The organism is Mucilaginibacter sp. SG538B, from assembly GCF_013376065.1.
In the GTDB taxonomy this organism is placed as follows: Bacteria; Bacteroidota; Bacteroidia; order Sphingobacteriales; family Sphingobacteriaceae; genus Mucilaginibacter; species Mucilaginibacter rubeus.
The window spans coordinates 1,273,667-1,298,616 of sequence record NZ_JABMJI010000002.1; the positions used below are offsets into that span (position 1 = coordinate 1,273,667).

Genomic DNA, 24,950 nt, shown 5'->3' on the forward strand with positions numbered 1-24,950 from the left:
TAATTGTTAGCACGGGTTTTGTTGAAGATTAAAGGGGCTGATATTAACAGGATAATTGTGAAGATACATTTTTATAAATACCAGGGCGCAGGCAACGATTTTATTTTGATTGATAACCGCGATAACAGCGTTGATCATCATAATCCCAGGCTGATTTCGGGCCTGTGCGACCGTCGTTTCGGTATCGGAGGCGATGGCTTGATGCTGTTGCAAAACAAGGAAGGATACGATTTTGAGATGATTTATTACAATGCTGACGGCCAGCCAAGCAGTATGTGTGGCAACGGCGGGCGCTGTATTGTGGCCTTTGCCAAATTTTTAGGCGTTATTGAATCGGAAACCGAATTTTTGGCAGTAGACGGCCCCCATTATGCCAAAATTTCAGACGAAGGCGATTGGGTAAGCCTGCAAATGATTGATGTAAACGAAGTTAATACCGATGCCGATGCTTATGTGCTCAACACCGGCTCGCCACATTACGTAAAGCTGGTTGACGGGCTTGAACAACGCAATGTTTACCAGGAAGGCCACGCTATCCGCAATAATGCCACTTATCGCAAAAATGGCATTAATGTAAATTTTGTTGAACCAATGAAAGAGGGCTACTTTGTACGCACATTTGAGCGTGGGGTAGAGGATGAGACCTTTGCCTGCGGAACGGGCGTAACTGCCGTTGCGCTGGCCATGGCGCAGCACAAACAGCAAACCGGGCATATTACCACACCTATAAGAGTATTGGGGGGCAACCTCAATATCCGTTTTGATTATGATGGCAAAACTTTTACAGACATTTTTTTAGAAGGCCCTGCTGAAAGGGTTTTTGAGGGAGATGTGGTTGTTTAAGGGAGAGACAAGACGGGTCAGAAGTAAGACATCAAGAATCAGGAAACAAGAGATCAGGAGGCAGGATGACAAGAACCATGATATAAGAATAAAAACAGATCATTGCCACCCCGCGCCCGTAATGATATTTGAGAGAAACGGGCGCTCAATGCACCGGCTTTAATAAATTAAAAAACGTCCCGTCCATTATAACGTTGCCAATGGCGTCAAACGCGCTTTTCCTGGTGACTTCGTCCTGCATATCTTCAGCATAAAAAATATGGTCAACGCCTAATGTTTTAAGGAAAGGATCAACCTTGGAGTGCCATTTGTTTTTATAGCAGCAAATCCTGATGTTTTTGTATGCAATGTTTGCGCTTAAACGGCGAAGGATCTTTTCGATGTCCTGAACAAGATAGTCGTAATCAAGTATGAGCAGGTTGGGTTTGATATCGTGTATGGATGGAAAAATAGCCGGAATGGCTGAAATATGTTTAAAAACCTTGTTATTAGGCAATACCTCAAGGCCAACTACATGGGGGGCAACCAACAGTACAACTTTAGACCGTACACGGATCATGATCAAATAATTAGGTGCTTAAAATTAGGTGTTAAATTTCTACTTATCAAGCATTTATTAAATAATTTAGTAAAGTTTCTACCCTTTTAATTAAATCTTCATTAGTTAATACCTTTTTGCATTGGCCTTTTTATAATTTAAATATTAAATTAACTTTAACGATATTTTTTATGCCTCTGTTAACACAGTTGCTCTCCTTCGTTTTTTCCAGCGGATGATTAACAGGTAAATAATTAACGCAACAAATATTAAAGGCCACAGGGATACTATTGAAAAGAACATGTTTTGCATGGTATCCCAGCCGGTGCTCAGTGAGTTTTTAAACTTATAGCCAAAACCATTGCCATTGTTAACCAGGTTGGCCTGCCTGGTGTAAAAGCTGATATCCAGCGAACTGTAACTCACCTGGCTGCTTAAATAGTTCAACTGCCCTTGTGCCGAATCAATTTCGGTACGGATAGCGGCAAGCTTATCTTCAATAGCCAGCAGGTCGGTCATTTTGATAGCTTTAGCAGCCAACTGCAAATAACGCTGCTCTAACTGCTTGTTATTGTTGATTTGTGCCTTAACGTCGATGAATTGCGTTGTCACATCCCTGATGTGAATGTTTTTGGAGTCGATATGATCTGCATTGGAAGTTAAGCTATTTAAAAAAGCATCAAAGTTTTTAGAGGGAACCCTGATCTTGAGACTGTATTCCTTTTGATTGGTTTCGCCGCTGTTGGTCTCATTTTCTTCGGCAAGGTAACCGCCTAACTTTTTGAGCGATGAAACGATGTTTTGTCTTGCTGCTTTCGGATTGCCGGTTTCAAAACGGATGTCTCCTTCCTTGATGATCTTTTTGGCGGTATCGGTAATTGTTGTATTGGCAGAAACGTGTTTATCGTCAACACCTGCCGGCGTTTTAAATACTTCCATATCAGATTTTTCTGCAGGAGGAACGGGTGCTAACGCCACTTCGGCAATTGTTGCTTTTTGTTCTTTTTGACGTTCACAGGATGTCAGTACCAGTAAAAAACTTACCGACAGTATAAAATAGGTTTTCATAATAAGGTTGTTTAATTGTTTAAATTAAACGATGATTGCCTTATTAAATTATATTAAATAGAAAATAAACGAAATTTAATTTTGTTTATTTGAATATTGTAGAATTTAATTTCAACTATTTCAGTTTTTCATTGTTTTTATGCCGTTCGGCATCCCGGATGCTTTTCTTTTCCATGTTCTTTTCCAGGGCGTCGGTTAGGTCGATGCCGGTTTGATTGGCCAGGCAAATAAGTACAAAAAGCACATCGGCCATTTCATCGGCCAGGTTAACTTCCGTATCTGATTTTTTGAATGATTGCTCGCCGTATTGCCTCGCCATAATGCGGGCTACTTCGCCAACCTCTTCCATTAAAATAGCGGTATTGGTAAGTTCGTTAAAATACCTGATGCCGGTTGTTTTTATCCAGTTATCTACAAGTTGCTGTGCCTGGCTGATCTCCATAAAGTAGCTTTAATGTGGTCGAATTGAGTGTGCACGAATTTCACGAATTTTTTTGATTGATAGCCTATCGGATGGCTTTCTAAATAAAATGAAAATATTTTGTAAGGTTTCATTTATCAACCCGACTAAGCGGCAAATACCAACTAAAAAATCAAACATGAAAATCACATCAATTATTTCGGGCGCCCTTATCGCCACCCTTGCTATTGCCGGCATTACAGCGAATGTACAAGCTAAAACATTAAATCCTGCGCATAATACCGTTATGCTAAGCGACACCGGTAAAATGAAAAAGGACAAGATGAGCAAAGACAAAATGAGCCACGATAAAATGGCTTCAGGCAAAATGAGTACTGATAAAATGAGCAAGGACAAAATGAGCCATGATAAAATGGCATCAGACAAAATGGGTTCGGATAAAATGAGCCACGATAAAATGTCAAAAAGTAAAATGGGTAAAGGCAAAATGGGGAAAGACAGCACAGGTAAAATGTAACCTTGCTTTTGTTTTGTAATTGTTTGAAAGGGGCCGTAAAAGCCCCTTTTTGCTTTTAATGGATCCGGCTTTTCTCTTCCTGGTTGCCGGTATCCTGCTTTTCGGTTTTGTTTTGGCTATTGCCAAAGCGGTAACTGATGCCAACAAGAGCATACCTGTTAATCTGGAAGTTGGTATACTTTTGCCTTACCCCGTTAACGGTTGTGGTAACAGCTGACGCGCTGCTCCTGAAAATATCGTTCATCACAAATGAAACATCAACCTTCTTTTTTAAAACCGAAGCTTTAATGCCAAGATCGAGTTTGTAGTAAGCATCACTTCTGCCTATATGATCTACCTCCGGGAACTGGTACCAAAAATTAACTGCACCTGAAAATGATTTATCGGCATTAAAATAGATGTTGTTGTTGGTCGCAATATACGCCCCGAAGCCATTGATCCCATTTACTGCAGCCAATGCAGATTTTGCATCGGTATGATAAAAAGTGAACTGGTTATTATTATCAAGCCAGCTAAGCAATTGCATCGAATAATTTTCGGAAATACCTACCCGGTAAGTTTTAATAAAATTAAGGGGCGTGGTATAAACCAAATTAGTATCTGGCCGGGCAATGGTTACGTTGTTAAAACCATTGTTGGTAACGTTTAAAAATATAGCCGAAGTAAGCCTGTTTTTATAGGTGTGCGAAAGCTCAAAATTGGTATTATATTCTGGTTGAAGATAGGGGTTGCCTTCGCCATAGCTATAAGCTGTAAACAAGCTCTTGAATGGGTTAAGGTTCCAGAAAGTTGGCCGGTTAACCCGCCTGCCAAAGTTTAGTGATAGGCTGTGATTAACAGCTGCCTGGTAACTCACCGTTGCTGATGGAAACAACCTTGTGTAATTATTAATGGTAGTTTGGTTAAGCGTGTGCGAGTAGCCTTTGGTTTCGGTGTGCTCTGCCCGCAAGCCGGCCTGGTACTTCCATTTACCATCCTCGCGGTTTATGCTGCCGTAAACAGATTGGGTATTTTCGGTATAGGTAAATTCATTGCTTAAGTTCGGGTCATACTTTAGCGAATCGTTGGTTGCCTTTTTATAATAAAAAGCGTTGCTGTAATTATTGATAAAGCTCAGTTTGCCGCCAAAAGCAAAGCGGGCATATTTGGTTGGCAAAAGCGCATCGGCCTTGAATGTATAAATGTTGATGTCCTGCTTATTGGTATCATGGTAGCGATTACGACTGGCTGCATTCAATGATCCGTCAGCGAGGTAAGTGTTGCTCTCAAAGTCCGATCTGTCGGTGCGGTAATAGTTAAAATAGTCGGCATTAAGTACCAGTTTAGCACCTGATGTATCCAGGCTGATGGTGCTATGCAGGTTAACCGCATTGCTGATAGCCACCGGGTGATAGGTGGCATAGGTTCTTAATGTTGAATCGATAGCACCGGTAGTGTTGTTAATGATGGGGTTATTCACATGGTCGGATCCGTCATAGGTATTCTTACCTCCCTGGTAATTTACCCCGGCAGTTACTTTTGAACTAAACCTATAATCGGCCCCGGCAATGAAGTTTAAATTGTGGTAACGATAGTTGCCGGTATCTGTTTGCAGCCAGGTTTGCTTAGGATAGTAAATATCGGTTTCAAAGCCCTCCAGTTCGTGGTCATGGTCAACATTAACACTGGCATATGCGGAGAGTTTGGCCGAATTGTAGTTAATATCGCCGCTGGCATTTAACCACCAGTAATTGCTGGTACCATAAACCGAGGCCGGGCTATGCATCCATTGCTTATCATTAATTTGTACGCTGCCGGTATAGCCATGTTTTTTGCTATGTTTGAGCGTGATGTTGATCAATCCGGCGTTGCCCTCAGCATCATAAGCAGCTCCCGGATTTTTAATTACCTCAATACTGCCTACCTGGCTTGCAGATAATGAGCGCAGGTAACGGAGCAGGTCGGTTCCAGCCAGTTGAACCAATCTTTCGTTCACCATAACTTTAACGCTGCCTTTGCCAACAATGCTCAGGTCATTATCACCAACTTTTATACCCGGCACGCGACCAATAACCGTAAGTACATCAGCTCCTGCCGATGTGGCACTGGTGGATACATTGTAAACCAGCTTATCGCCCTTGTTTTCAACAGAGGCTTTGCCTGCTGTTACGGTTACTTCGTTCAACTGTGTGGTATTATCAGCGAGGGTAATAGATACCGAGGTATCTTGTTGCAAGTTTAATTTAAGTTTGGTTTTTTGATAGCCGGTGAAGGTGATAGTTAAATGATAGGTGCCTTTATCAACGTCAGTAAAACTAAATAGCCCGATGGAATCGGTTTGCACTACCCTTGTTTGCTCTGAATTTTGCTGTTGCAGGTTAACCACAGCAAAGGCCACAGGAACTTTAGAATTGTCGACAATTTTACCGCTAACTTTTATCTGTGCAAACAGGCTGCTATAAATTAAACTAAAAAATAAAAAGCTGCAGATATGTTTCAAGCCGGGACGGGGATGAGGTTTATAATTCCGTAAATTAAATAAAAAACCGCCGCTAATTGTTTAGCGACGGTTCTATTTTATTTTCATTATGTTTCTGAAGGTAGGTTTGGTATTAGATTTCGCTTTTTACGTGTTCTAATCCCCCGTTTTCGGTAATGTGGTATTCGGAACGCAGAAGGGCATCCGGGTTGATGTTATTGTCTTTCTTTTTTCTTTTCCGGGGACCTGAAACGGCCAATATAATAACCGTCAGGAACAGGGTGATCTCTATCAAACTCACTAACATGGGGAGATGTATTTATATGCTTCATTGTGTTGATTGATTTAATGATTGTTTTTTATTCAATTTAGTTTGATTGTAAAATAAGAAAATAAAATCAGTTGTTTTTAACCCAGGTGAAAATTAGTATGATTTTTTGTGCCGATATTTAACCTTATTGCACTTTGTTAGTTATGGCCGATAAGCAACAGGTATTAAACGAACTTCTTGGCAATTTTGCCGGTATGTCTGAAAACGATGTGGCGGTTAGCTTGCCGTATTGGCGCACCCGTAAAATTGAGAAAGGCGATTTTTTTAACATGCAGAACATTGTATGTACCGATCTTGCGCTTATTAACAAAGGTCTATTCCGGATCTACTACGTACACCCCGAAACGCAGGAAGAAAAGAACATCTACTTTTTTTCGGAAAGGCAGTTCCTGGTATCATTCCGCAGTTTTATCAATCAATACCCTTGCGCATATTATATCCAGGCGATGGAGGATGCCGAGATCATCTCCATCAACTATAATGATCTTCAATATCTTTACTCCACGCCAACCGGCTGGCAACGCTTCGGTCGCCTGGTTGCCGAATTATTCTTTAACCAATCGCAAGCCCGTACCGAAGAGTTTTTATTTAATACAGCCGAAGAGCGTTATTTGAAAATGATAACGCAGCATCCCAATATCGTAAGCCGCATTCCCGCATATCATATTTCATCTTATTTGGGCATTAAAAACCCATCTCTTACCCGCATCAAGAAGCGACTATCACAGCAAAAGCCTTAAAAACGAAACTCTGCTGACAAATGCCCCTCCCGATTTTCACCTAAGTGAAAATTGCCGCCACGTTTTGTCCCCAACTTTGCTTTATCAAACAAAACGAAATAAAAATTGAAAGTCATGTCAGCAAATAAAACATTGATCATAGAAACTTCAGCCGCGGCTAATACAGCCCGCGAGTTGCGTAAACTTTATTTTACAAGGGTAGCATTTTCAGTTACCTGGGTAATATTGGTATCGTTATTGGCTAAAACTTCATTTACCGCAGCTACCATACTGCTTGTGATCTATCCGTTATGGGATGTTGTAGGTACATTCCTTGATATCCGTGCTAATCAAGGCAACGGAACATCGGTAACACCTCAATATGTAAATGCAGCTATTAGTATTGTTACAACTTTATCGGTTGCTTTTGCTATAACCAAAGGAGTGCCTGCCGCGTTAATTGTATTTGGTGGATGGGCTTTGTTAACAGGATTGATCCAATTGGTATTGGGCTTAAAAAGACGTAAAGAGTTTGGCGGCCAATGGCCAATGATATTAAGTGGGGGGCAATCTATGCTTGCTGGTGTATCATTTATAGCAATGGCGCACTCGCCTAATATGGGGATTGCGAATTTGGCAGGATATTCGGCTTTTGGTGCTTTTTACTATTTATTGGCAGCCATTAGGTTAGGAAAAAGCGCGAAGACTGTTGCGCAGAATTGATATAAAATCTAAAAAAAATGTCATTTCGATAGAGCTGTGGGGATGGTGCGCCGGGGCGAAAGAGAAATCTTGTACACCATGCATGGCCGGACTGGTCATTCGCTAAACAAGGCGTATAAGATTTCTCACTCGTTCCTCGTTTCGAAATGACAATTTTATTTTTAAGAGAATACTCCCTTAAACTTCAAAAACACAATCCCCTCATTTACCAGTTGCGCATCTGCCTTAACCTGCTCATCAACGGTACTCATCTTTATCTCCAACCCAACCTGGGGGTATTCATTAGGGTTGATGAACGACAGAAACTTGATACTATCAGCCTTAACAAGTCTTAACTTTTTGCCGAGCTGATTTTCCAGAATCTCTTTGACCATCTGCATCATGCACACCCCCGGCACAATGGGATTGCCTGGGAAATGCCCTTTAAAAATATCATGCGCAGGGTTAAGGCTGATGGTTGTTTTGAGCAAGTCGCCATCAGTTGTGGGAGTGGTAAAACTGAAAAAAGTATTGTTGAGCATCTATCTTTCCAAACGTTTAAGACCGATATTAAATTTAAAGTTTTTATGGCTGATGCCAATGGTATCAGGGATGCCATTGTGAAAGCCATGCATAATGGCCTGCACCACGGGTTTCCTGTCGGATGAGCGTTCCATGCGGATTAGCTCTGTTCCGGTTTTATTGGTGATGTAATAGTTGGCGCCTTTTTCCTGCGGGAAAACATAATACAGATAGTTATCATCTTTGCGCATATAACCTGTTTCGGGGTTTTGCTTACGCATCATCACCAGTTCAAAGTCTTTTTGCAGGGTGATGATCACCGGGCGCTTATCCATTTGCTTAATGATGTAATACACCTTGAAGCCGCCATCTGGCTTAAACTCAAAATCGAAAAATTTAAACCCCATTTCATTACTGAACACCATACGCACGCTTTTATCGGGAAGGGTTTTAATAAGCAATAAGCCGCTTAAATGGTGACCGCCAATTACGTCTACTTCGGTTTTATAAAGCACGTTGGTAAAATCCGGCGCGAATTTTTTGATCCCGCGTACATTACCTTCGGCCGGCTTCAGGTTTTTGTACACCGATGAGCAGCCGGCCAGCATTAGCAGGCAGCTACTTAATAGCAAAAAGCGCGTCCGGGATATTGGCATTGATCTCTTTATTGGTGAAATGCAGGGTAGTGCTATCGCCAGTACCTTCCAGCATTTCGATGGTGTTTACCGAATAATCTTTCTTATCTACGGTAATTTCGATGGTTTTAAAAAAATCGCTTAGCTGTTTATTAACAGGAGACAGCGAAACAAGATACGTGCCTTTGTTTTCATAAACTGCCGATTTAAAATCGCCACTGTTCAGTGCCGTTCCCTGGATGCAGTCCACCACAATTTTGTTGATCTGCTTAAATACTTTATTGGAGCGGGTGGATACCTTGTTTTCCTTTTGGCCATCCTTAATGTACACATTATCCTTGTTCAGGATCATGAGATAGTTAAACGGCTGGGTATATTCCATCCGCAGCATATTAGGTTTCCGGTACCAGAATTTTCCTTTAGAGGTGATCTTTTCTGAAAGCATGCTCAGATTTTTATCCTGGGTAAAATCGCTTTTAATGCTGTTTGTTTTTGCAGCAACTTCGGCAAACTGCTGTTTGAATTTGGTAAGATCAGATAGTTGGGTATAACCTGCGTGCTGGGCTTGGGCAGAGATGGCAAAGCTTAGGCACACGAGCAAAACCATCGCCAATTTAAAAAGCAGGGCCCCGCGCGATTCCCCTCTTGAGAGGGGTGTAGGGGTGTGTTTCTGCGATTGACCTATCAAAGCAGAAACACACCCCTGCCAACGCTCATTGCCTTCGCGCCCCCTCTCAAGAGGGGAGTTTAGTATCGTTATTTCTTTACGCATAAGCCTGCAAATTTAGCATTTTATCCAGTCGTACTATTTCGTATCCCTGTGCTTTGGCTTGTTCAATAAACCGAGGCAATACTGAAATTGCTGCGACTCCTGTATCATGAAACAGGAAAATAGCGCCGGGGTTTAAGCGGCGCGTTATCTTATTTAATAGTTTTTGAGGATTGTTGATTACCGTGTCCATCGAGCGCACGCTCCAGCCTATGGGCTCCATCCTGCTTTTTAAAATGGCTTTTTTGACGTTGGGGTTGATCACCCCGTAAGGAGGCCTGAACAACAGCGGACTTAAATTAATCACGTGTCTTACCTGCTGGTTCGCTTGAAGTATATCATCCAGCATTTTGGCTGAAGAAAACAGATCGAACCAAAAATAATGCGAGAAACTGTGGTTGCCGATGATGTGGCCCTCTTCGTGGATCCGTTTTATGATGGTTTCATTCCCCGATATTCTACTGCCAATACAAAAGAATGCTGCCGGGATGTTTTGTTGTTTTAAGATCTCCAAAATCTGTGGCGTGGCGATAGCGTCAGGTCCGTCATCGAAAGTTATAGCGATGATCTTTTTGTTGGTTTTGAGTGAGCACATCACCCGCATAAAAAAGTTAGAGCCGATGTAATAGCACCCGTAAAATAATATCAGCGAGTAAATAAAGATCAACACTGGATAACTCCACCAGGATACCCCTTCTGTAATATCCTGCCAGATTATCAACCCCAGCAGCCCGGCAAAAAGGATATTGGTATTCCTGAAATTTAACATGCCGAAAGCAGGATTAACGAGTGGTGGATATTTTGGTAATGATTATAGATCAATACCTTTTTTAACGAAGTTTGGTCGCTTTCAGGTACAAATGAACAGCCCCCAGCTTTGATTTCATGCGCCGCCAGCCACGTTGCAAATGCCGATGAGGTTGGATATTCGCCGCAGAGGGCTTTGTAATTGATAACAGGCGCATTAGCAAAATCATATTTTAGCAATTGCTCATAAACGGCATCATTTTTTAAATCACCGTTATTACCGGTTATTACCAGGTCAATCTCATGAATATTGGCGTTTTGGCTTTGCAAAAAAATGCCGATCTGTTGTTTTATTTCGGCCGTGTTTCGCGGTTTATAAAAGCTGGATACGCCATCAATTTTAGCCCAGTCATTACCGGAGGCTTCCCGGCTAAGCATGAAAAACGCTGAGCCTTCGCCGGCCATTGTTCCCTTACAGGGAGTGTTAAACAGTTCAAAGTTTGATACAGGATGTTGACGATAAAGGCCCATCCGTTTTAAAATAGTACGGCTGTTGGTTGTGATTTCATCGATACCGCCTACCAATATGTTAGCTGCTTCACCCTCGTATAAAAGCATCATGGCATCGAGCAGGGCGTTTTCAAACGAAGCGCCGCCATTTACAAAGGTGTTGTTGTATTGATGGCATTGCAGCAAAAGGGCTATCTGCGCGCTGATGGTATTATGTGTAGATTGGATAAAGGCCGTGGGGGATAGCGCGTCTTCGTTTTGCTGCACCATTTTGGTGAGAAAAGTGTTGGTATCCTCTAAACAGCCGTAAGCGGTTCCGGTGATGATGGCATCGGGGGCATTGATTCCGGCCTGGTGCAAACAATCCATTCCGGCGGCCACTCCCATTTTAATGATGCGGCTCATGCGGCGAATAAGTTTGGGATCGATCAGGGTTTTGTATTCCGGTTCGATGCATGTCAGCCTGTCGCCGGTGTATTCAACCAGCTCCGAAAGAAACGGCTGATTCCCGAAGGTGTTTTGAGGCGATATGTTGCTTGTTGCCCTGATGTACATCGCCTATAGTTTTGAAAATATTAATGATGAACAATTTCCGCCAAACCCAAAAGAGTTAGATAATACGTGTTTGACGTCCGGCTGCGTTGAAAAATGGGTCTCCGGTGTAAAAGGAAAGCCGTCCATTTGCGTTTCAAACCTCAGATTAGGGTATATCAAACCGCGCCGCACCGCCAATGCTGAAAACACGGCTTCAATGCCGCCGCTTGCTCCGAGCGTGTGCCCCGTGAATGCTTTAGTAGAGCTCATTTTTGGAGAATGTCCTGCAAATAGCTTGCTGATGGCTGTGCCTTCTGAACTATCATTATTTTGTGTGCCTGTACCATGCAGGTTAATATAACCGATATCGGCAGGCTGTAAGCCACTTTTTTTAAGCGCGCCTTCCATGGCCAATAATGATCCAGTTCCTTCGGGCGATGAAGCCGTTTGATGATAGGCGTCGTTTGCGTTATGGTAGCCGCTTAGGGTACAATACAGCTCTTTTTTTAGCGATGATGCTATCCGCGCAGATACCAGTACCACGTAACCTGCACCTTCGCCAAGGTTCAGGCCACGGCGGTTGGCATCAAAAGGCTGGCAGGGCTGCTTATCCAATATCATGAGGGTATTAAAGCCGTTGAGGGTAAAGCGGGTAAATGCATCGGTACCGCCGGCAATAACCACATCCAGTATGTTGTTTTTAATAAGCCTTGCGCCGTATATAATGGCATTAGCCGATGAAGAACAAGCCGTGCTAATAGTGCTTACATAATGCCTTATACCCAGCTGATCGGCAACTAAATTGGTAATGGCCCCGCACTCGTGATTAATGACATTGCGTAATCTGCCTTTGGTGTTATCGTCTAAAAAGTCCCTGAAAAAATCTTCGGTTTTATCCATGCCGCCGACGGTGTTGGCGGAGATAAAACCTGTTCTTAAACCTGCAAGATTGATAATTCCGGTGTCAGCTAAAGCTTCTTTAGCGGCAATTGAACTCAGCATAGCCGTGCGACCGATGCCCGGTTTGAACCCCGACATTTCGGCAAGCTCATTATTGCTTAGTTTAACCTCACCAACCGGAAACTCATCCCGGTGTTCAGTATCCAGGTATTGGATAGGGGCAATGCCTGTTTTTTCCTGTTCAAGCGACAGCAGGTTTTGGGCCACAGTATTACCTATGGCCGAAATTACCCCAACGCCGGCTATAAAAACAGGTTGCTCCATTGTTTAGGCGTTCGGAATCCTGGTGCTTTCAATAAATTCGGCAATGGTGCGTACTGAGCGGAAGATCTTCGGGCCGTCCTCTGCGTTGGAAAGCTTTACTTTATATTTTTGCTGTAGCAGCACAATCAGTTCCAGCGCGTCTATCGAATCCAGACCAAGGCCATCACCAAAAAGCGGCTGGTCATCACCGATATCTTCCGGCTTCACATCCTGTAAGTTCAACTGCTCAATGATCTGCTCTTTCAGATCGGCCATTAATTTATCCATATTGTAAGTTTTATAATTACCCCCTCTAAATCTCCCCCGGTAGGGGAGACTTAAAAAAACACATTTTTAAAAGCCCTCCTTTTCGGAGAGGGTTTGGGTGGGGTTGTAAATTTTATTAATATTTTCTGTTTTGAAGGGCATTACACCGTCCTTTTCTATCAAAAACAAAACTGCTTTATATTCATCGCCAAGCAGCTCCGCCCATCCGCAAATACAAACATTCAATTGCCTGATATCGAGCAAGTTGGAAACGTAACTTGCTATGAAATCTGCATTAAACCGGTCAAAAATATAAAAAGCGTTTTCGCCTTTAAAATGATGACGGATGCAGATCTCGCCGATAACAATGTTGGGTAGCGTATAAACAAATAATGCAGGGCTTGCTATCTCCTGCATCGAATCATAATACCGCTTATCAGCATCAAGACTGGAGTTTGCGTTGGTTAACACCACGCCGATGTCAGTCGGCTGATATTTCGCCTTGTCGAAATCTTTCAGCAAAACTTCAGCAGTAAGCCAACCCAGTTTTGCCAGGTTATCCATCTTATAAAACTTAGGGTATTTTACCCCAAGATGCTGGTAAACCGACAGAAAAAAACCGGGAATATCATTCTCTGTACCCGCAAATACGACTTCGTTATTATAACGAACAATGTTATCGCTGATACTGCAGTGAGCTGATATGTAATATTGGTTCTTCAATTTATAGTTTTACTAATCTCATACTGAAAAATTTCTACACAAATGCTTTGCAAGCGCTCCACAATTAATCGAATTACACGAATCTTAAATTGATTCAATTCGTGTAATTCGATTAATACGTAAAAATTAGTGTGAAAAATTTTCATTTATTGTTTTTCAATTCGTACATGGTTAAATGATCCTGCTTTTAGCTTTTATCGGCTGCTACTAAATCTCTTAGGGTAATAGTACGTGCCAGTTTATGCAAAGCTGTTTCGTGATTTTTAACATACGGATTATCGAGGTCCCAAACATAACCGGCCAATACCGAGCAGATCTGACTTTTAACAAGCGGGTCCTGGTTATTGGCAAAAAATATCGTGTCGAGCACGCCCTCATACCATGCGGTAACGTAGGAGCGGAAGGTATTTACACCCTGCATCATGTGCTGCATGTATTCTTTATCCCAATCCACAGTTTCGCCGTTAAGCTTGCGGATCACCAGTTTGGCTGCTGTTTGGCTCGATACCGTAGCCAGCGTTACGCCCGATGAAAATATCGGATCAAGGAACTCTGTTACGTTACCGGTAAGTACAAAGCCATTACCATAAAACTTATCTGTAGTGGCCGACCATGATTCCAAAACTCTCGGTGCGAAAGTAAATTCCACATCCTCAAAACGCTCGCTGAAATATGGTTGCGACGCTATCAATCCACGCAAAATCTCTTCGTCGGAGCCTTCATGTTGCTTAAAAAACTCAGGATTGCCCACAAAACCTAAGGAGGTAATACCGTTGGCGAAAGGAATGATCCAGATCCAAACGCCAGGCTGATGCACTACGATGGTAATGCGGTTTGGCTCATCGGCCATAGAGCGTTTTTTATCCACCGTATGCACAAAAAGCGCCTTACGCGGAACTTGGGTCGATGGCCTGTCGAGGTTAAATAGCTTGGGGATCACCCTGCCATAACCGCTGCCATCGATGATAAAACGAGCCGAAATCTCTGTTTGATTTCCATCTTTATCCTCCAAAGTAGTTACCGAGTTTTGGCCGTTGAAAACAATATTAGTAACGGTAGTTTCGTAATGAACAGGAACGCCCATTTTCTCAACAGTATCGGCTAAGGTTTTATCAAAATCGGCACGGGGTACCTGCCAGGTCCAGTTCCAGCCGGGAGTGAATTGGTCGGCAAATTGATAATCGCAGATCTTGCCATCTTTCACAAATTTAGCCCCATTTTTTTGCTGAAAGCCTTTTTCGCTTATGGCATCTACAAAGCCGGCTTCGGTTAGCGCTTCCATGCATCGTGGCAGCAAGCTTTCGCCAATCACAAACCGCGGGAAAAGCTGTTTCTCTACAATTTTTACCTTAAAGCCTGCCTGGTGTACGATAGAAGCGGCCACCGTGCCCGCCGGACCGGCACCTATTACCAATACATCTACCTGTTCTGTGTTCATGTTATGAAATATCCTGTTGTGATTTGGTTAAAATTATGGCTGCATTACATCCCCCAAAGCCAGAGGCTATTTTGAGGCAACGGTTAAGTGGCGTTGATATCAATTGGCTGCAAACGTTTACCGGGTTAGCACCGCCCTGTTTGCTAAAGCCTTTGGTAGGAATGATGGTATTTTGCTTTAATGATTGAGCAGAAACGATGGCCTCTATCAATCCCGAAGCGCCCAAAGTATGCCCGTAAAACCCTTTCAGGCTATTGAGTGGAACATGCTGCAAACCGGCCAGCGTTATAGCTTTTGCTTCCATTTCGTCGTTATAAACGGTCGCTGTACCATGGGCAGATATAAAATCAATATCCTCAGGCTTTAAACCGGCAGCATCCATCGCTTTATTGATGGCGTAATATAATTCTTCGCCGGTGCGTGAAGGGCCTGAAATATGGTTGGCATCATTGCTTATTGCACCCGAAACTAATTCAATAGCTTCTCCGGTTGGTTTGTCTGTCGATAGAATAACCGTAGCCGCGCCCTCGCCCAAATTGATACCGTCACGATCTGCATCAAATGGTTTGCATAATCCCTGACTGACGGCCTGAAAAGATTGGAAGCCCGAAAGCACAAATTTTGAAATCACATCTGCTCCGGCTATAACCGCATGGTCGTACTGCCCTGATTGGATCAATCGCATCCCGGTGATCATAGCAACAAGTCCGGAAATACAGGCATGTGAAACTATTATTGGCTCGTTTACAAAACCAAAATGTCGGGCTATTTTTTTTGCTGATGAATGCAGGGCAATGCGCTCATCCAGTTCAGGGCCCGCTTGTTCCGTTTCCAGCAGACTGATGTTGCCTTTGGTACTGGAAATAATCAGAACAGTTTTTTTATCGGATATATTTTTATCGACTCCATGTAAGGTTTCGGTTAACGAAGCGATGAGAAGGTGCTCGAATTTGGTGCAGTATTCATCGGTTTGAAAATATACTTTTTCAAATAGCGATGCGAAAAAAAGATCGTCAGACAGGGCTTTGTCGTCGTGTTGCCTCACGCCTGAAACGCCGTTAACCAGGTGCTCAAAGTTTTGAGTGGTGGTAGCCCCTAACGGCGAGTAAACATTATCGGCAACAAGGTAAACCTTCTTCATCACGGCGTTCTGTTATATCAAACCTTGTTGTTGTTTCCAATCCAGAAAAAAATCCGGGTTGGTAAGTTGCAGTTCAAAATTATCACGGCGAACAAAAACCTGTGTTGTCGATCCTTTAACGATAAGTTCGCCGGTTTGGGCGTTGAGTAACCTGTAAGTAAAATTGATCTTTGCCGACTCGGTAGGGGTGTAGGTGGTTTCGACGATCACCTTATCCTCGTACCGCAAAAAGCGCTTATAATCACAATTTACGTTAACTATAGGCACAACGTAGCCCGCGTTATATACATCCATATAACCCAGGCCATATTGCTTGCCAAACGCCTCGCGGCCATCTTCAAAATATCGGATATAGTTGCCATGCCAAACCACGCCCAGCATATCCACGTCACTGAATTTGACTTCAATCTCAATAGTATTTATTAGCGATTGCTGCAAAACCTTAGGGGCTTAGTATTTTTTGAAAAGATCGAAATCAGCGCCAAAATCGTCCAGGATTACCGGCCATGGGTGTGCCCAGTAATTTCTGAAACCAAATCCACGGCTGTTGCCGGTGCGGAAAACGGTATATAAAACCGTTTTCTTATCCATATCAACAAAAGTTACCCAGGCGCCCCCTTGCGCCCGCCCTTTATCCATGCCTTCAACAATCAGCAACATACCGATGCCTTTATTACCTAAAAAATCATAGTTTTTAATCAATGCATCAATATCTTTTTCGGTCAGCGTTTTGAAATGACCGGGATCAGTATCAAAGAAGTTTTTGGTAAGCGCGTTGTTAACTTTTTCGGTAACATTCATTGCAAAATGAACGGTATCGCGGTGAACCGCCCTGGCTGGGTTATATTTTTTAGGTTCTTTTAGAAAGAAATTTTCCCATAGGGGGATGTATTTGCCAACAAATTCGGCATTGATCACCTCCCGTCTGTAAGCTTCTTCCGAACCAATGAATTTCATTTGTGAAAAATCCATACCTAACCAGGTTATCGGGGTTTTTTTATCGAATACCTCTGCTTTGGTTTGGGCAGATGCCGGTTTTAAGAACGCGGTTAATAAAAGTATCAGTAAACTCAGTTTAATTGCGTTTTTTTTCATGGTTGATATTATTGTGGTTGAATAAATATTTTCATTTCGCATTGGGCTATCGTTATGCCTTTGCAAGTAATTTTTCCTTTGATGATGGTAACATCGAAAACCTGGTTTTCAATTTTTACTTCGGTTTCTATGGTATCGCCAACTTTTGGTAAAGCAAATACTTCCAGGTTTTTTACCGCACCGATAAAGCCCGGCTGTACAGGTTTGCCTAATTGCTGAGCGGCATATCCGGCATCAGCGGCGGCGGTTTGGGCTATGTTTTCGGTCAGTCCGGCTTCGCTTAATTCGCCATCGCTTACCAAAACGTTATCAGCCTTTACCTGAAGCGAGGTTACCGTGTTGTCATCAGTTGATGACAACAGCTTGTCAATCATTACAAATGGCGACCGCTGTGGTATCAACGGTAAAATATCCTGTGTTGGTAAGATCATTGCCAAAAATTATAATAGTTGTACCACTGCTCAGGGTACGTTTTTACCTTGTTTTCAAAGCTGGTTATAAAATCATTTGCCAGTTGTTCCATGCCTTTGCCTCTGCCCCAATCCGAATAATCCTTTACCGGACTGGCGAAAAAGTGGTAATGCAACGCGCTTTCTTTTAGTGCGTAAACAAACGTTACCGGCGCTTTAAATTTTTCGGCCATTACAAACGGCCCTGCCGGGAATTTCGCGTCCTCACCTAAAAACTCCCTTGTTATGGTTTTATTGCCTTCGATATACCTGTCGGCATGCATGCAAACCAGCTCATTGTTCTGAAATGCGGCGTTGATTTTAAATATGTGCGACAGGTCATTTTTGATCACAATGATGTTTATTCTCCGCTCGCCGGTTACCGAATCCATGTATTGCTTGATCTGTTTGTCCTCTCCATCAAACATCACAATGTTAATACGGGTGTTAATGTGGTCAAGCAATTCGCCGGCTATTTCCCAACTGCCAATGTGGGAGCTAAGCAACAACCCGCCTTTGTTCATGGCGGCTATCTGTCGCAGGTTATCTATCCCATCAAAATTAAAGCTGAACTTGTTGGGGATGCCCGACATGATCACCACCTTATCGATAATGCTTTGCCCGAAAAGGTAATAATTTTGGTACAGCTTCAATATTGATTTTATCTTGCCGAAACCGAGCCGCTTGTGGAAATAGTAGTATGTTCCTTTTGATGTTTGCCACGAAAACAGGAAGTAATAAAGCGCCACAAACCTCAACATAAAATAGGCCGGCATTACACCGGCTGTTTTTAAAACGCTCACAAAAATGCGGTAGCCATGGGTATTGCCTTTTGATTTTCCCTGCCAGGCGGGCATTATGCAAGCTCCTTAGGTTGCACGCGCGATAGTACGTAGTCGTAAAAATCCTGGAAGGTTACGATACCCGTAAAATCCTCCGGCTTTACTTTGAACCTAAAGTTGCTTTCAATCACAACAACAAGGTCGATATAATCGAGGCTATCCAGGTCGAGGGTTTCTTTCAGGTTTGCTGTGGGTACCATTTTATCTGCGTCAACCTCAAATTCTTCGGCAAGGAAGCTGTTGATTTTTTCTATGATCTCTTCAATTTGCATAACGGCTTAGTTTAAATATATTTTTTAATAATCAGGGACGAATTAGTGCCGCCAAACCCAAACGAGTTTGACAGGAATGTATCTATATTTTTCCCGATAGTTTCGGTAGCGATGTTAAGCTTCGCCGAATCTTCGTCGGGGTTTTCAAAATTAATGTTGGGTGCAACAAACGAGTTTTGCATCATCAGCATTGAGTAAACGATCTCGCTTGCTCCCGCCATCCAGCACTCATGTCCGGTCATGGATTTTGTTGAGCTTACCAGCGGTTTGTAATCGCCAAAAACCTCGTCAATAGCTTTAGCTTCACTGGAATCACCGGCAGGGGTAGAGGTAGCGTGAGCGTTGATATAGTCAATTTCGGATGCCTGTATCCCAGCATCTTTAAGGGCCATGTTTAACGAACGCACAGGGCCTTCAACCGTTGGGTTTGAGATATGCCCCCCGTTTGATGAAAAACCGTAACCAACAACCTCGCCCAAAATGGTAGCGCCTCTTTTCAGGGCCGAATCCAGGCTTTCCAATATCACGGTAGCTGCACCGCCGCTTGGTACTAACCCGTCGCGGTCACGATCAAAGGGGCGGGAGGCTTTAGCAGGGTCGGCCTCGTGTACAGAAAATGCCGAAAGCGCATCAAAACTGCCCATTGAATAATGACTGAGTTCCTGTGCGCCGCCGCAAATAATGCAGTCCTGCATACCGCTTTTGATAAGATGGTAACCCATACCTATAGAATGCGAACCACTGGCGCAAGCCGCGCTGATGGTAAAATTGACACCGCGCAGCTTGAATATGGTAGCCAGGTTCATGGTAACAGTAGAGTTCATGGTTTGAAAAACCGCACCAGAACCAATGAGCATGGTGTCTTTTTTCTCGCGGATGATATCTGTGGTTTCGATAACAGCTTTGGCAGTACTGTCGTTACCGTATAAAATGCCTACATCGGTTTGGGCGATGTAATCGGCATCGATACCTGCCTGCTGTAATGCTTCGGTGGTGGCTATATATGCATATTCGCCTTGCTCGGGCAACATGATACGCGCCCGGCGATCAAGCGTACCTTTAAGGTTGGGCTTTTCAACCGCGCCGGTAAGCCCTGAGCGGTAGCCAAAATCTTTACGGATAGCATCATATACAATGCCCGACCTGCCGGTATAAAGGGATTCCTTAACTTCATCAAGATTTTTCCCAATACACGAATAGATACCCATCCCTGTTATCACAACCCTATTCATATTTGAGCAAAAACTGATAGTACATAGTCAACAAAATGTGATAAAAATACAAAAAAATAGAACTTAATCTGGTTTTTGTATGTATAGCGCTCGTTTAATGTTTCAAATTTCGGCTATTAAAATACCTGTATCTTAATAGCTTATGATTAAATTTATATTAAGAGTTAATTACTCTTGTGTTTGTTACCCGCAAATAAAATTTGCCACCGCCTTTCTTTTCTTGCGCACGTTTGCAACGTGTGCTTCATATGGTTTGGCGATTGCATCGCCTTTAGCGCGTTACAAACGCTATCCCAGTTTAAGCGCTCGTTGCAAACAAGCGCGAGCTTATATTTTAGTTTCGGCGGCCAGAGGCCGCTCGATAGTTGCCACTCGGCTGGAGCCGAGCGGCGGCGGTAGCTTTGTTTTCGTTTTCTTTACGAATACAACCCTCCATTTATCGAAAGCACCTCCGCCGTAATATAAGCCGCTTCCGGCGAAGCCAGAAAGCCTACCGCATGAGCAACCTCCTCCGGTGTGCCAAATCTTTTTAATGGCACCATCGCTTTCAGTTCCTTTTCATCAAGCCCGGCAGTCATATCGGTAGCAATGAACCCCGGTGCTACAGCATTTACCGTAATCCCCCTGCGACCAACCTCCTGCGCCAATGCCTTAGTTGCACCGATAACACCTGCTTTGGCTGCCGAATAATTCACCTGTCCCGGCAAGCCTTTTAACCCTGAAAGCGAAACCACGTTCACAATCCGGCCGTATTTTTTAACCAGCATTCCGTTAAGGACTAAACGCGTAACGTAAAAGAAGCCACTTAGGCTCGTATTTATTACCCCATCCCATTGCTGGTCCGTCATCCACATCATCAGGCCATCGTCTTTAACGCCGGCGTTGTTTATTAAAACTTCAATGTACTTTTCGGTATTGGTTTCTATCCAGCTGCCTAATTTTTGTTGGATATCGTTCTTATCGGCAACATTAAATTGCAACAGCTCGCCATCGCCGCCATTCTTCCTGATCTGGGCGAGGGTATTGTTGGCTTCGTCGATGTTGCCTTTATAGTTAACCAGTACATAATAACCCATAGCGGCCATTTTGTAGCAAATGGCCCTGCCAATTCCTCTTGAGCCGCCGGTTACTAATGCACATTTCATATGATATTTTTGGTGTTAAAAGGTTTAATAAATTCAGGAAATATTTCGGCCGTTTCAAAATAAGCTTTTACTTGCTGCAGATCCTGGTATTTGGGTTTGTCCTCAATAAATGTAGGGAATATAGCCCTCAAGCCGGTATAAACTTTGTTGGTTTGGGTAGATAGCTTGTTTGCGCAATCAAGGTAATCGACAGCCTGCAGCAGCGTCATAGCCTGGATAGCCAGTACCTCGAAACTGTTATCGATCACTTTTTTTGTTAACAATGCCGCATTACAACCCATGCTTACAATATCCTGGTTATCATTATTGTTTGGGATACTGTGTACGTACATGGGGTACGAAAGGGTTTGGTTTTCGGCAACGGTTGAGGTAGCCGTGAACTGCATTCCCTGCATTCCGAAGTTGAAGCCTAATACACCTAAATTCAAAAACGGCGGAAACTTCTGGTTCAGCTTATCATTCAGTAAATAATTCAACTGCCTTTCTGATAGCATCGATAAACGGGTAACAGCTATCTTGAGTTTGTCCATTTCCAGCGATACATAATCACCATGAAAATTACCGCCGTGGAAAATATTGTGACTTTCATGATCGATAACCGGGTTGTCGTTTACCGAGTTAAGCTCATCAACAACCACATGCTCTGCCTGGGCAATGGTATCATACACCGGACCGAGAATTTGCGTTACACAACGAAGCGAGTAGTATTCCTGAACTTTATCCTCAAAAACCTCCTGATCGATATTTTCGGGATTGTATAAATGCTCTGAGCGGCTACGGGTCATTTGGCTATCCTTCAGGATTTCCCTCAATTGCGTGGCAATAGCATTTTGCCCTTTGTGATGTTTAACCCTGTTTAGCTCGTGCGAGTAATGGTCATCAAAAGCGCCCACAACCTCGTTGATCATTGCTGAAAGCATTACCGACCAGCCCAACAATTTTTTTGCGCGGATGATGTTCAGCAGACCAATCCCCGTCATAGCCGAAGTGCCGTTGATAATAGCCAGTCCCTCACGGATATGGATTTGGAGAGGTTTGATATTTAGCTGTTCAAAAACAGAAGCTGTTGGTTGTACTTTTTCGTTGTAAATCACCTCGCCTTCGCCAATAAGTACTAATGCCAGGTGTGCTAATTGTACCAGGTCGCCGCTGGCACCTACGCCGCCATGTTCAAATATACAGGGAGTAACGTTTTTATTAATGAGTTCGGCAAGCAGGTTCACCAGTTCGGGGTGTACACCGGAATGGGCTTGCATAAAACTGTTAAGCCGGGCAAGCATCAGGGCTTTTACCAACTGGGGCCGCATCAAACTGCCACCGCCCGAAGCATGGCTGCGGATGAGATTATACTGTAATTGCAAACGGTTTTCATCGCTCACCTTGTATTGCGCCATTGGGCCAAAGCCGGTGTTAATGCCGTAAATAAGCTTGTTGGATGAAAAATTGCCAAGAAAATTAAAGCTGGCTTCTACCTTTTGCAGTGCCTGTTCGTCAGGAGCAATCGTAGCACTATTAAAAATTACCTGGTAAAAATCATCCAGCGTAAGGGTTTTTCCTCCAACCTGTAGTATGGGCACAGCAGTTTTATTTAATAAGGTTTGATTACTCTTTTTCACAAAATCAGGGCGAAAATAAGGTAAATGTTCGGATTTGAGAAAAACGCCGCCGCCGCTCGCCTTTGGCGAGTGGCAACTATTAAACGGCCTCCGGCCGACGGGCATTGTATAGCGTAATTGTGCAGGCTTTCTTTTGATCAATTCTTCATTCACATAAAAAATGATAGTTTTGATAACTGACCTTGTCCCGAAATGAAGAAAGCAAAAATCCCAAAACCGTTTATTTACTACGAAGAGCTTAAGTATTGGGAAAAAACTATATTCGTGATTTATGCGATTATAACTCTCTGTATTGCATTCTCCCGGCTGTTTTTTAGCGAAGGGGTTAGGCAAGCAGTAATCTTTATGTATGCCACATTGACACAGGCTTTTTTATACATTTTTCTATATGTGTCATTAAGAAATTTCAGATCATATTTGATCTGGCTATGTTTTGGTGCAATACATATTATGCTCTACCTATATTTTAAGGGAGATTATGATTTGGAATTGCCTAATGGAACGGCGTCCGGGCCTCTTCTCAATACGATCCCTCTACTATTGCTTTTTCAACTCTTAAGATTTCTTAGCAGAGAGTTTCAGAAACGGGATTTTGTTGTTCCTTCTAAAGGAGGAGGCCCCGATTTAATCGAGAACAAGGAACTTACGGCCGCTGATTATATCCTTTTTACAATTTATATGGCTTCATTGTGTGGCCTTAACTTCCTTTCAGTGCATTACTAAACCTGCTTACCTCCTTTGGCGCAAGTCTGGTGTGCAGGACGGTGCAGGGCAGACTTGTGACTCGGTAGCCCAAGTTACCCAATGCTCCTTTGCCATCCCACAAAACTTGAGCTAAGACGGCCGCGTAATGCCGGTGCTCATTCTCAGCAATGCCATGATTTATAACTCCCAACAAAAATTTAACGTTTAATTTAACCTGAAACAATACTTTTGTAAAGTATTAAACGTAAACCCACAAAACCCATTGATAAAAACCTGGACTGAAGCCGGTACGTGCGATTGAATGATATATGACGGATAATTTAGAACTTATACAGGCAAAGTTTAAACAGTTAAAGGTATGCGTTATTATACCCACCTATAATAATCAGGGCACGCTGGCTGCTGTTATTACCGATGTTTTAGCTTATACCGACCAGGTTATCGTGGTAAATGATGGCTCGACCGACGGTACGCAGGCCACCATCCAATCTTTCCCGCAAATAAAATCAGTTAGCTATACCCAGAATGTAGGCAAGGGCTGGGCCTTACGCAAAGCATTTGAATTTGCAACCGAACAGGGTTATCAACATGCTATCACTATCGATTCAGACGGGCAACATTTTGCTACCGACCTGCTTGCTTTTATTGAAAAACTGGAACAGGAACCGGATTCGCTGATTATTGGTTCGCGAAATATGGAGCAATCGTCGGTGCCGGGTAAAAGCAGTTTCGGGCATAAGTTTTCTAACTTTTGGTTTTGGGTGGAGACAGGCATTAAATGCCCGGATACGCAATCGGGCTATAGGCTGTATCCCATTCACCTGTTAAAAAGCACGAAATTCATCACCCGGAAATACGAATTTGAAATAGAGGTAATAGTTCGTGCCGCCTGGAAAGGTATCAGGATAGATTGGGTTCCGGTAAAGGTTTATTATGCCCCGAAAGAAATACGGGTATCGCATTTTCGCCCTTTTCAGGATTTTTCGCGCATTAGTGTACTCAACACTGTACTGGTTATCATAACTTTCGCATACATCAAACCCCGCGATTTTTTCAGGACGCTTTTTGATAAAAAAAAAGCTAAGCTAATGCTCAAAAACCTGTTTTTTAACCCTGAACACTCGCATCAGTTAAAAGCTAAATCTGTAGCTTTTGGCGTTTTTATGGGGATTGTGCCTATCTGGGGTTTCCAGTTGTTGGTGGCTATTTCGCTGGCCTTCCTGTTCAGGCTCAACAAGGCCATCGTGGTTACGGCTGCCCACATCAGCGTTGCGCCCATGATCCCGGTTATTATTTTTCTGAGTTATAAAACCGGGAGCCTATGGATGGGCGGCAAGGATGTGGATATCCCTTTGGATAAAATTTCGCTTAAATCCATTGGCGAACATTTGGAACAATATCTTTACGGCAGCATTTCGCTGGCAATTTTTGCAGGTATTATAGCTGGATTGCTCACTTTTGCGTTACTAAAGCTGTTTAAGCGGAGGCCAGTCCCCGCCCTGTAATTC

The 24,950-nt window shown here is 43.1% G+C and carries 29 protein-coding genes; 6 read left to right on the forward strand and 23 right to left on the reverse strand.

Annotated elements, in window-relative coordinates:
• Positions 1-57: 57 nt before the first annotated feature.
• Positions 58-843 (forward strand): diaminopimelate epimerase, encoded by a 786-nt coding sequence (gene dapF, locus FHW88_RS15020; protein ID WP_176626451.1) that lies wholly within the window; start codon positions 58-60, stop codon positions 841-843.
• Positions 844-988: 145 nt separating this feature from the next.
• Here the strand turns inward: dapF and FHW88_RS15025 are convergent, their stop codons facing one another.
• From FHW88_RS15025 to FHW88_RS15035, 3 genes are all read right to left on the reverse strand, one after another.
• Positions 989-1,402, reverse strand: coding sequence for a hypothetical protein (locus tag FHW88_RS15025; protein ID WP_176626453.1), 414 nt, complete (start codon positions 1,400-1,402; stop codon positions 989-991).
• 168 nt (positions 1,403-1,570) lie between these two features.
• Positions 1,571-2,449 (reverse strand): DUF4349 domain-containing protein, encoded by an 879-nt coding sequence (locus tag FHW88_RS15030; RefSeq protein WP_176626455.1) that lies wholly within the window; start codon positions 2,447-2,449, stop codon positions 1,571-1,573.
• A gap of 115 nt (positions 2,450-2,564) precedes the next feature.
• Positions 2,565-2,891, reverse strand: a complete 327-nt coding sequence (locus tag FHW88_RS15035) for a nucleotide pyrophosphohydrolase (protein WP_176626457.1) — start codon at positions 2,889-2,891, stop codon at positions 2,565-2,567.
• A 157-nt stretch (positions 2,892-3,048) separates the two neighbouring features.
• Here FHW88_RS15035 and FHW88_RS15040 point away from each other — a divergent pair, with 157 nt between their 5' ends.
• Positions 3,049-3,387, forward strand: a complete 339-nt coding sequence (locus tag FHW88_RS15040) for a pentapeptide MXKDX repeat protein (RefSeq protein ID WP_176626459.1) — start codon at positions 3,049-3,051, stop codon at positions 3,385-3,387.
• Between the two features lie 55 nt (positions 3,388-3,442).
• Here FHW88_RS15040 and FHW88_RS15045 read toward each other — a convergent pair whose 3' ends face one another.
• Together FHW88_RS15045 and FHW88_RS15050 are read right to left on the reverse strand one after the other, a co-directional pair.
• Positions 3,443-5,866: a TonB-dependent receptor domain-containing protein gene (locus tag FHW88_RS15045; protein WP_176626461.1), complete on the reverse strand. Its 2,424-nt coding sequence runs from the start codon at positions 5,864-5,866 to the stop codon at positions 3,443-3,445.
• 112 nt (positions 5,867-5,978) lie between these two features.
• Positions 5,979-6,152: a hypothetical protein gene (locus tag FHW88_RS15050; RefSeq protein ID WP_175490098.1), complete on the reverse strand. Its 174-nt coding sequence runs from the start codon at positions 6,150-6,152 to the stop codon at positions 5,979-5,981.
• Between the two features lie 167 nt (positions 6,153-6,319).
• On the opposite strand from FHW88_RS15050, the gene FHW88_RS15055 reads away from it, so the two are divergent.
• Both FHW88_RS15055 and FHW88_RS15060 read left to right on the forward strand, forming a co-directional pair.
• Entirely contained in the window at positions 6,320-6,916 is a 597-nt protein-coding gene (locus FHW88_RS15055; RefSeq protein ID WP_090533545.1) for a Crp/Fnr family transcriptional regulator, read from the forward strand.
• A gap of 114 nt (positions 6,917-7,030) precedes the next feature.
• Complete coding sequence (locus FHW88_RS15060) at positions 7,031-7,618, forward strand: DUF308 domain-containing protein (protein WP_090533547.1); 588 nt, start codon at positions 7,031-7,033, stop codon at positions 7,616-7,618.
• Between the two features lie 161 nt (positions 7,619-7,779).
• On the opposite strand, the gene FHW88_RS15065 is transcribed toward FHW88_RS15060, so the two are convergent.
• The 18 genes from FHW88_RS15065 to FHW88_RS15150 form a co-directional block, all read right to left on the reverse strand.
• On the reverse strand, positions 7,780-8,139 hold the full coding sequence (locus FHW88_RS15065) for a hypothetical protein (RefSeq protein ID WP_090533549.1): 360 nt from the start codon (positions 8,137-8,139) through the stop codon (positions 7,780-7,782).
• Entirely contained in the window at positions 8,140-8,775 is a 636-nt protein-coding gene (locus FHW88_RS15070; protein WP_176626462.1) for a hypothetical protein, read from the reverse strand.
• Complete coding sequence (locus FHW88_RS15075) at positions 8,738-9,526, reverse strand: LolA family protein (protein ID WP_218117202.1); 789 nt, start codon at positions 9,524-9,526, stop codon at positions 8,738-8,740. The genes FHW88_RS15070 and FHW88_RS15075 overlap by 38 nt, the downstream gene beginning before the upstream one ends.
• Positions 9,519-10,292, reverse strand: a complete 774-nt coding sequence (locus FHW88_RS15080; RefSeq protein WP_176626464.1) for a polysaccharide deacetylase family protein — start codon at positions 10,290-10,292, stop codon at positions 9,519-9,521. Before FHW88_RS15080 ends, FHW88_RS15075 begins: the two co-directional genes overlap by 8 nt.
• Entirely contained in the window at positions 10,286-11,335 is a 1,050-nt protein-coding gene (locus tag FHW88_RS15085) for a beta-ketoacyl synthase chain length factor (protein ID WP_176626466.1), read from the reverse strand. Before FHW88_RS15085 ends, FHW88_RS15080 begins: the two co-directional genes overlap by 7 nt.
• A gap of 3 nt (positions 11,336-11,338) precedes the next feature.
• On the reverse strand, positions 11,339-12,538 hold the full coding sequence (locus FHW88_RS15090) for a beta-ketoacyl-[acyl-carrier-protein] synthase family protein (protein WP_176626468.1): 1,200 nt from the start codon (positions 12,536-12,538) through the stop codon (positions 11,339-11,341).
• A gap of 3 nt (positions 12,539-12,541) precedes the next feature.
• Positions 12,542-12,805: a phosphopantetheine-binding protein gene (locus FHW88_RS15095; RefSeq protein ID WP_090533560.1), complete on the reverse strand. Its 264-nt coding sequence runs from the start codon at positions 12,803-12,805 to the stop codon at positions 12,542-12,544.
• 66 nt (positions 12,806-12,871) lie between these two features.
• Positions 12,872-13,507 carry a hypothetical protein gene (locus tag FHW88_RS15100; protein WP_176626470.1) on the reverse strand — a complete coding sequence of 212 codons (636 nt, stop codon included), beginning with the start codon at positions 13,505-13,507 and terminating at the stop codon, positions 12,872-12,874.
• Between the two features lie 187 nt (positions 13,508-13,694).
• Positions 13,695-14,945 carry an NAD(P)/FAD-dependent oxidoreductase gene (locus tag FHW88_RS15105; RefSeq protein WP_176626472.1) on the reverse strand — a complete coding sequence of 417 codons (1,251 nt, stop codon included), beginning with the start codon at positions 14,943-14,945 and terminating at the stop codon, positions 13,695-13,697.
• Position 14,946: 1 nt separating this feature from the next.
• Entirely contained in the window at positions 14,947-16,086 is a 1,140-nt protein-coding gene (locus FHW88_RS15110; RefSeq protein WP_176626474.1) for a beta-ketoacyl synthase N-terminal-like domain-containing protein, read from the reverse strand.
• A 12-nt stretch (positions 16,087-16,098) separates the two neighbouring features.
• Positions 16,099-16,524: an acyl-CoA thioesterase gene (locus tag FHW88_RS15115; protein WP_217633217.1), complete on the reverse strand. Its 426-nt coding sequence runs from the start codon at positions 16,522-16,524 to the stop codon at positions 16,099-16,101.
• 12 nt (positions 16,525-16,536) lie between these two features.
• Entirely contained in the window at positions 16,537-17,181 is a 645-nt protein-coding gene (locus tag FHW88_RS15120; protein WP_090533571.1) for a hypothetical protein, read from the reverse strand.
• Positions 17,182-17,189: 8 nt separating this feature from the next.
• Entirely contained in the window at positions 17,190-17,612 is a 423-nt protein-coding gene (locus FHW88_RS15125; protein WP_176626476.1) for a 3-hydroxyacyl-ACP dehydratase, read from the reverse strand.
• Positions 17,609-18,487, reverse strand: a complete 879-nt coding sequence (locus FHW88_RS15130) for a lipid A biosynthesis acyltransferase (RefSeq protein WP_176626478.1) — start codon at positions 18,485-18,487, stop codon at positions 17,609-17,611. Before FHW88_RS15130 ends, FHW88_RS15125 begins: the two co-directional genes overlap by 4 nt.
• Positions 18,487-18,744: a phosphopantetheine-binding protein gene (locus FHW88_RS15135; RefSeq protein WP_176626480.1), complete on the reverse strand. Its 258-nt coding sequence runs from the start codon at positions 18,742-18,744 to the stop codon at positions 18,487-18,489. The genes FHW88_RS15130 and FHW88_RS15135 overlap by 1 nt, the downstream gene beginning before the upstream one ends.
• Before the next feature lie 11 nt (positions 18,745-18,755).
• Entirely contained in the window at positions 18,756-19,976 is a 1,221-nt protein-coding gene (locus FHW88_RS15140; protein ID WP_176626482.1) for a beta-ketoacyl-[acyl-carrier-protein] synthase family protein, read from the reverse strand.
• Positions 19,977-20,392: 416 nt separating this feature from the next.
• The gene (gene fabG, locus FHW88_RS15145; RefSeq protein ID WP_176626484.1) at positions 20,393-21,121 is read right to left on the reverse strand and encodes a 3-oxoacyl-ACP reductase FabG; all 729 of its coding nucleotides are present in this window, start codon (positions 21,119-21,121) and stop codon (positions 20,393-20,395) included.
• Positions 21,118-22,890, reverse strand: a complete 1,773-nt coding sequence (locus FHW88_RS15150) for an aromatic amino acid ammonia-lyase (RefSeq protein ID WP_317171368.1) — start codon at positions 22,888-22,890, stop codon at positions 21,118-21,120. The genes fabG and FHW88_RS15150 overlap by 4 nt, the downstream gene beginning before the upstream one ends.
• Before the next feature lie 39 nt (positions 22,891-22,929).
• Between FHW88_RS15150 and FHW88_RS15155 the strand changes: the two genes are divergently transcribed.
• Positions 22,930-23,460 carry a hypothetical protein gene (locus FHW88_RS15155; protein ID WP_176626486.1) on the forward strand — a complete coding sequence of 177 codons (531 nt, stop codon included), beginning with the start codon at positions 22,930-22,932 and terminating at the stop codon, positions 23,458-23,460.
• A 290-nt stretch (positions 23,461-23,750) separates the two neighbouring features.
• Positions 23,751-24,947, forward strand: coding sequence for a DUF2062 domain-containing protein (locus FHW88_RS15160; RefSeq protein ID WP_176626488.1), 1,197 nt, complete (start codon positions 23,751-23,753; stop codon positions 24,945-24,947).
• Positions 24,948-24,950: the final 3 nt, after the last annotated feature.

What these genes read in the sequence shown, in the direction of transcription:
- FHW88_RS15070 (WP_176626462.1), bottom strand. Translation starts at nt 8,775, where the DNA reads ATGCCAATATCCCGGACGCGCTTTTTGCTATTAAGTAGCTGCCTGCTA.
- FHW88_RS15040 (WP_176626459.1), top strand. Translation starts at nt 3,049, where the DNA reads ATGAAAATCACATCAATTATTTCGGGCGCCCTTATCGCCACCCTTGCT.
- FHW88_RS15030 (WP_176626455.1), bottom strand. Translation starts at nt 2,449, where the DNA reads ATGAAAACCTATTTTATACTGTCGGTAAGTTTTTTACTGGTACTGACA.
- FHW88_RS15050 (WP_175490098.1), bottom strand. Translation starts at nt 6,152, where the DNA reads ATGTTAGTGAGTTTGATAGAGATCACCCTGTTCCTGACGGTTATTATA.
- FHW88_RS15085 (WP_176626466.1), bottom strand. Translation starts at nt 11,335, where the DNA reads ATGTACATCAGGGCAACAAGCAACATATCGCCTCAAAACACCTTCGGG.
- FHW88_RS15080 (WP_176626464.1), bottom strand. Translation starts at nt 10,292, where the DNA reads ATGTTAAATTTCAGGAATACCAATATCCTTTTTGCCGGGCTGCTGGGG.
- FHW88_RS15140 (WP_176626482.1), bottom strand. Translation starts at nt 19,976, where the DNA reads ATGAATAGGGTTGTGATAACAGGGATGGGTATCTATTCGTGTATTGGG.
- FHW88_RS15025 (WP_176626453.1), bottom strand. Translation starts at nt 1,402, where the DNA reads ATGATCCGTGTACGGTCTAAAGTTGTACTGTTGGTTGCCCCCCATGTA.
- FHW88_RS15125 (WP_176626476.1), bottom strand. Translation starts at nt 17,612, where the DNA reads ATGATCTTACCAACACAGGATATTTTACCGTTGATACCACAGCGGTCG.
- FHW88_RS15060 (WP_090533547.1), top strand. Translation starts at nt 7,031, where the DNA reads ATGTCAGCAAATAAAACATTGATCATAGAAACTTCAGCCGCGGCTAAT.
- FHW88_RS15105 (WP_176626472.1), bottom strand. Translation starts at nt 14,945, where the DNA reads ATGAACACAGAACAGGTAGATGTATTGGTAATAGGTGCCGGTCCGGCG.
- FHW88_RS15120 (WP_090533571.1), bottom strand. Translation starts at nt 17,181, where the DNA reads ATGAAAAAAAACGCAATTAAACTGAGTTTACTGATACTTTTATTAACC.
- FHW88_RS15065 (WP_090533549.1), bottom strand. Translation starts at nt 8,139, where the DNA reads ATGCTCAACAATACTTTTTTCAGTTTTACCACTCCCACAACTGATGGC.
- FHW88_RS15130 (WP_176626478.1), bottom strand. Translation starts at nt 18,487, where the DNA reads ATGCCCGCCTGGCAGGGAAAATCAAAAGGCAATACCCATGGCTACCGC.
- FHW88_RS15035 (WP_176626457.1), bottom strand. Translation starts at nt 2,891, where the DNA reads ATGGAGATCAGCCAGGCACAGCAACTTGTAGATAACTGGATAAAAACA.
- FHW88_RS15075 (WP_218117202.1), bottom strand. Translation starts at nt 9,526, where the DNA reads ATGCGTAAAGAAATAACGATACTAAACTCCCCTCTTGAGAGGGGGCGC.
- FHW88_RS15135 (WP_176626480.1), bottom strand. Translation starts at nt 18,744, where the DNA reads ATGCAAATTGAAGAGATCATAGAAAAAATCAACAGCTTCCTTGCCGAA.
- FHW88_RS15110 (WP_176626474.1), bottom strand. Translation starts at nt 16,086, where the DNA reads ATGAAGAAGGTTTACCTTGTTGCCGATAATGTTTACTCGCCGTTAGGG.
- FHW88_RS15090 (WP_176626468.1), bottom strand. Translation starts at nt 12,538, where the DNA reads ATGGAGCAACCTGTTTTTATAGCCGGCGTTGGGGTAATTTCGGCCATA.
- FHW88_RS15055 (WP_090533545.1), top strand. Translation starts at nt 6,320, where the DNA reads ATGGCCGATAAGCAACAGGTATTAAACGAACTTCTTGGCAATTTTGCC.
- fabG (WP_176626484.1), bottom strand. Translation starts at nt 21,121, where the DNA reads ATGAAATGTGCATTAGTAACCGGCGGCTCAAGAGGAATTGGCAGGGCC.
- FHW88_RS15160 (WP_176626488.1), top strand. Translation starts at nt 23,751, where the DNA reads ATGACGGATAATTTAGAACTTATACAGGCAAAGTTTAAACAGTTAAAG.
- FHW88_RS15095 (WP_090533560.1), bottom strand. Translation starts at nt 12,805, where the DNA reads ATGGATAAATTAATGGCCGATCTGAAAGAGCAGATCATTGAGCAGTTG.
- FHW88_RS15155 (WP_176626486.1), top strand. Translation starts at nt 22,930, where the DNA reads ATGAAGAAAGCAAAAATCCCAAAACCGTTTATTTACTACGAAGAGCTT.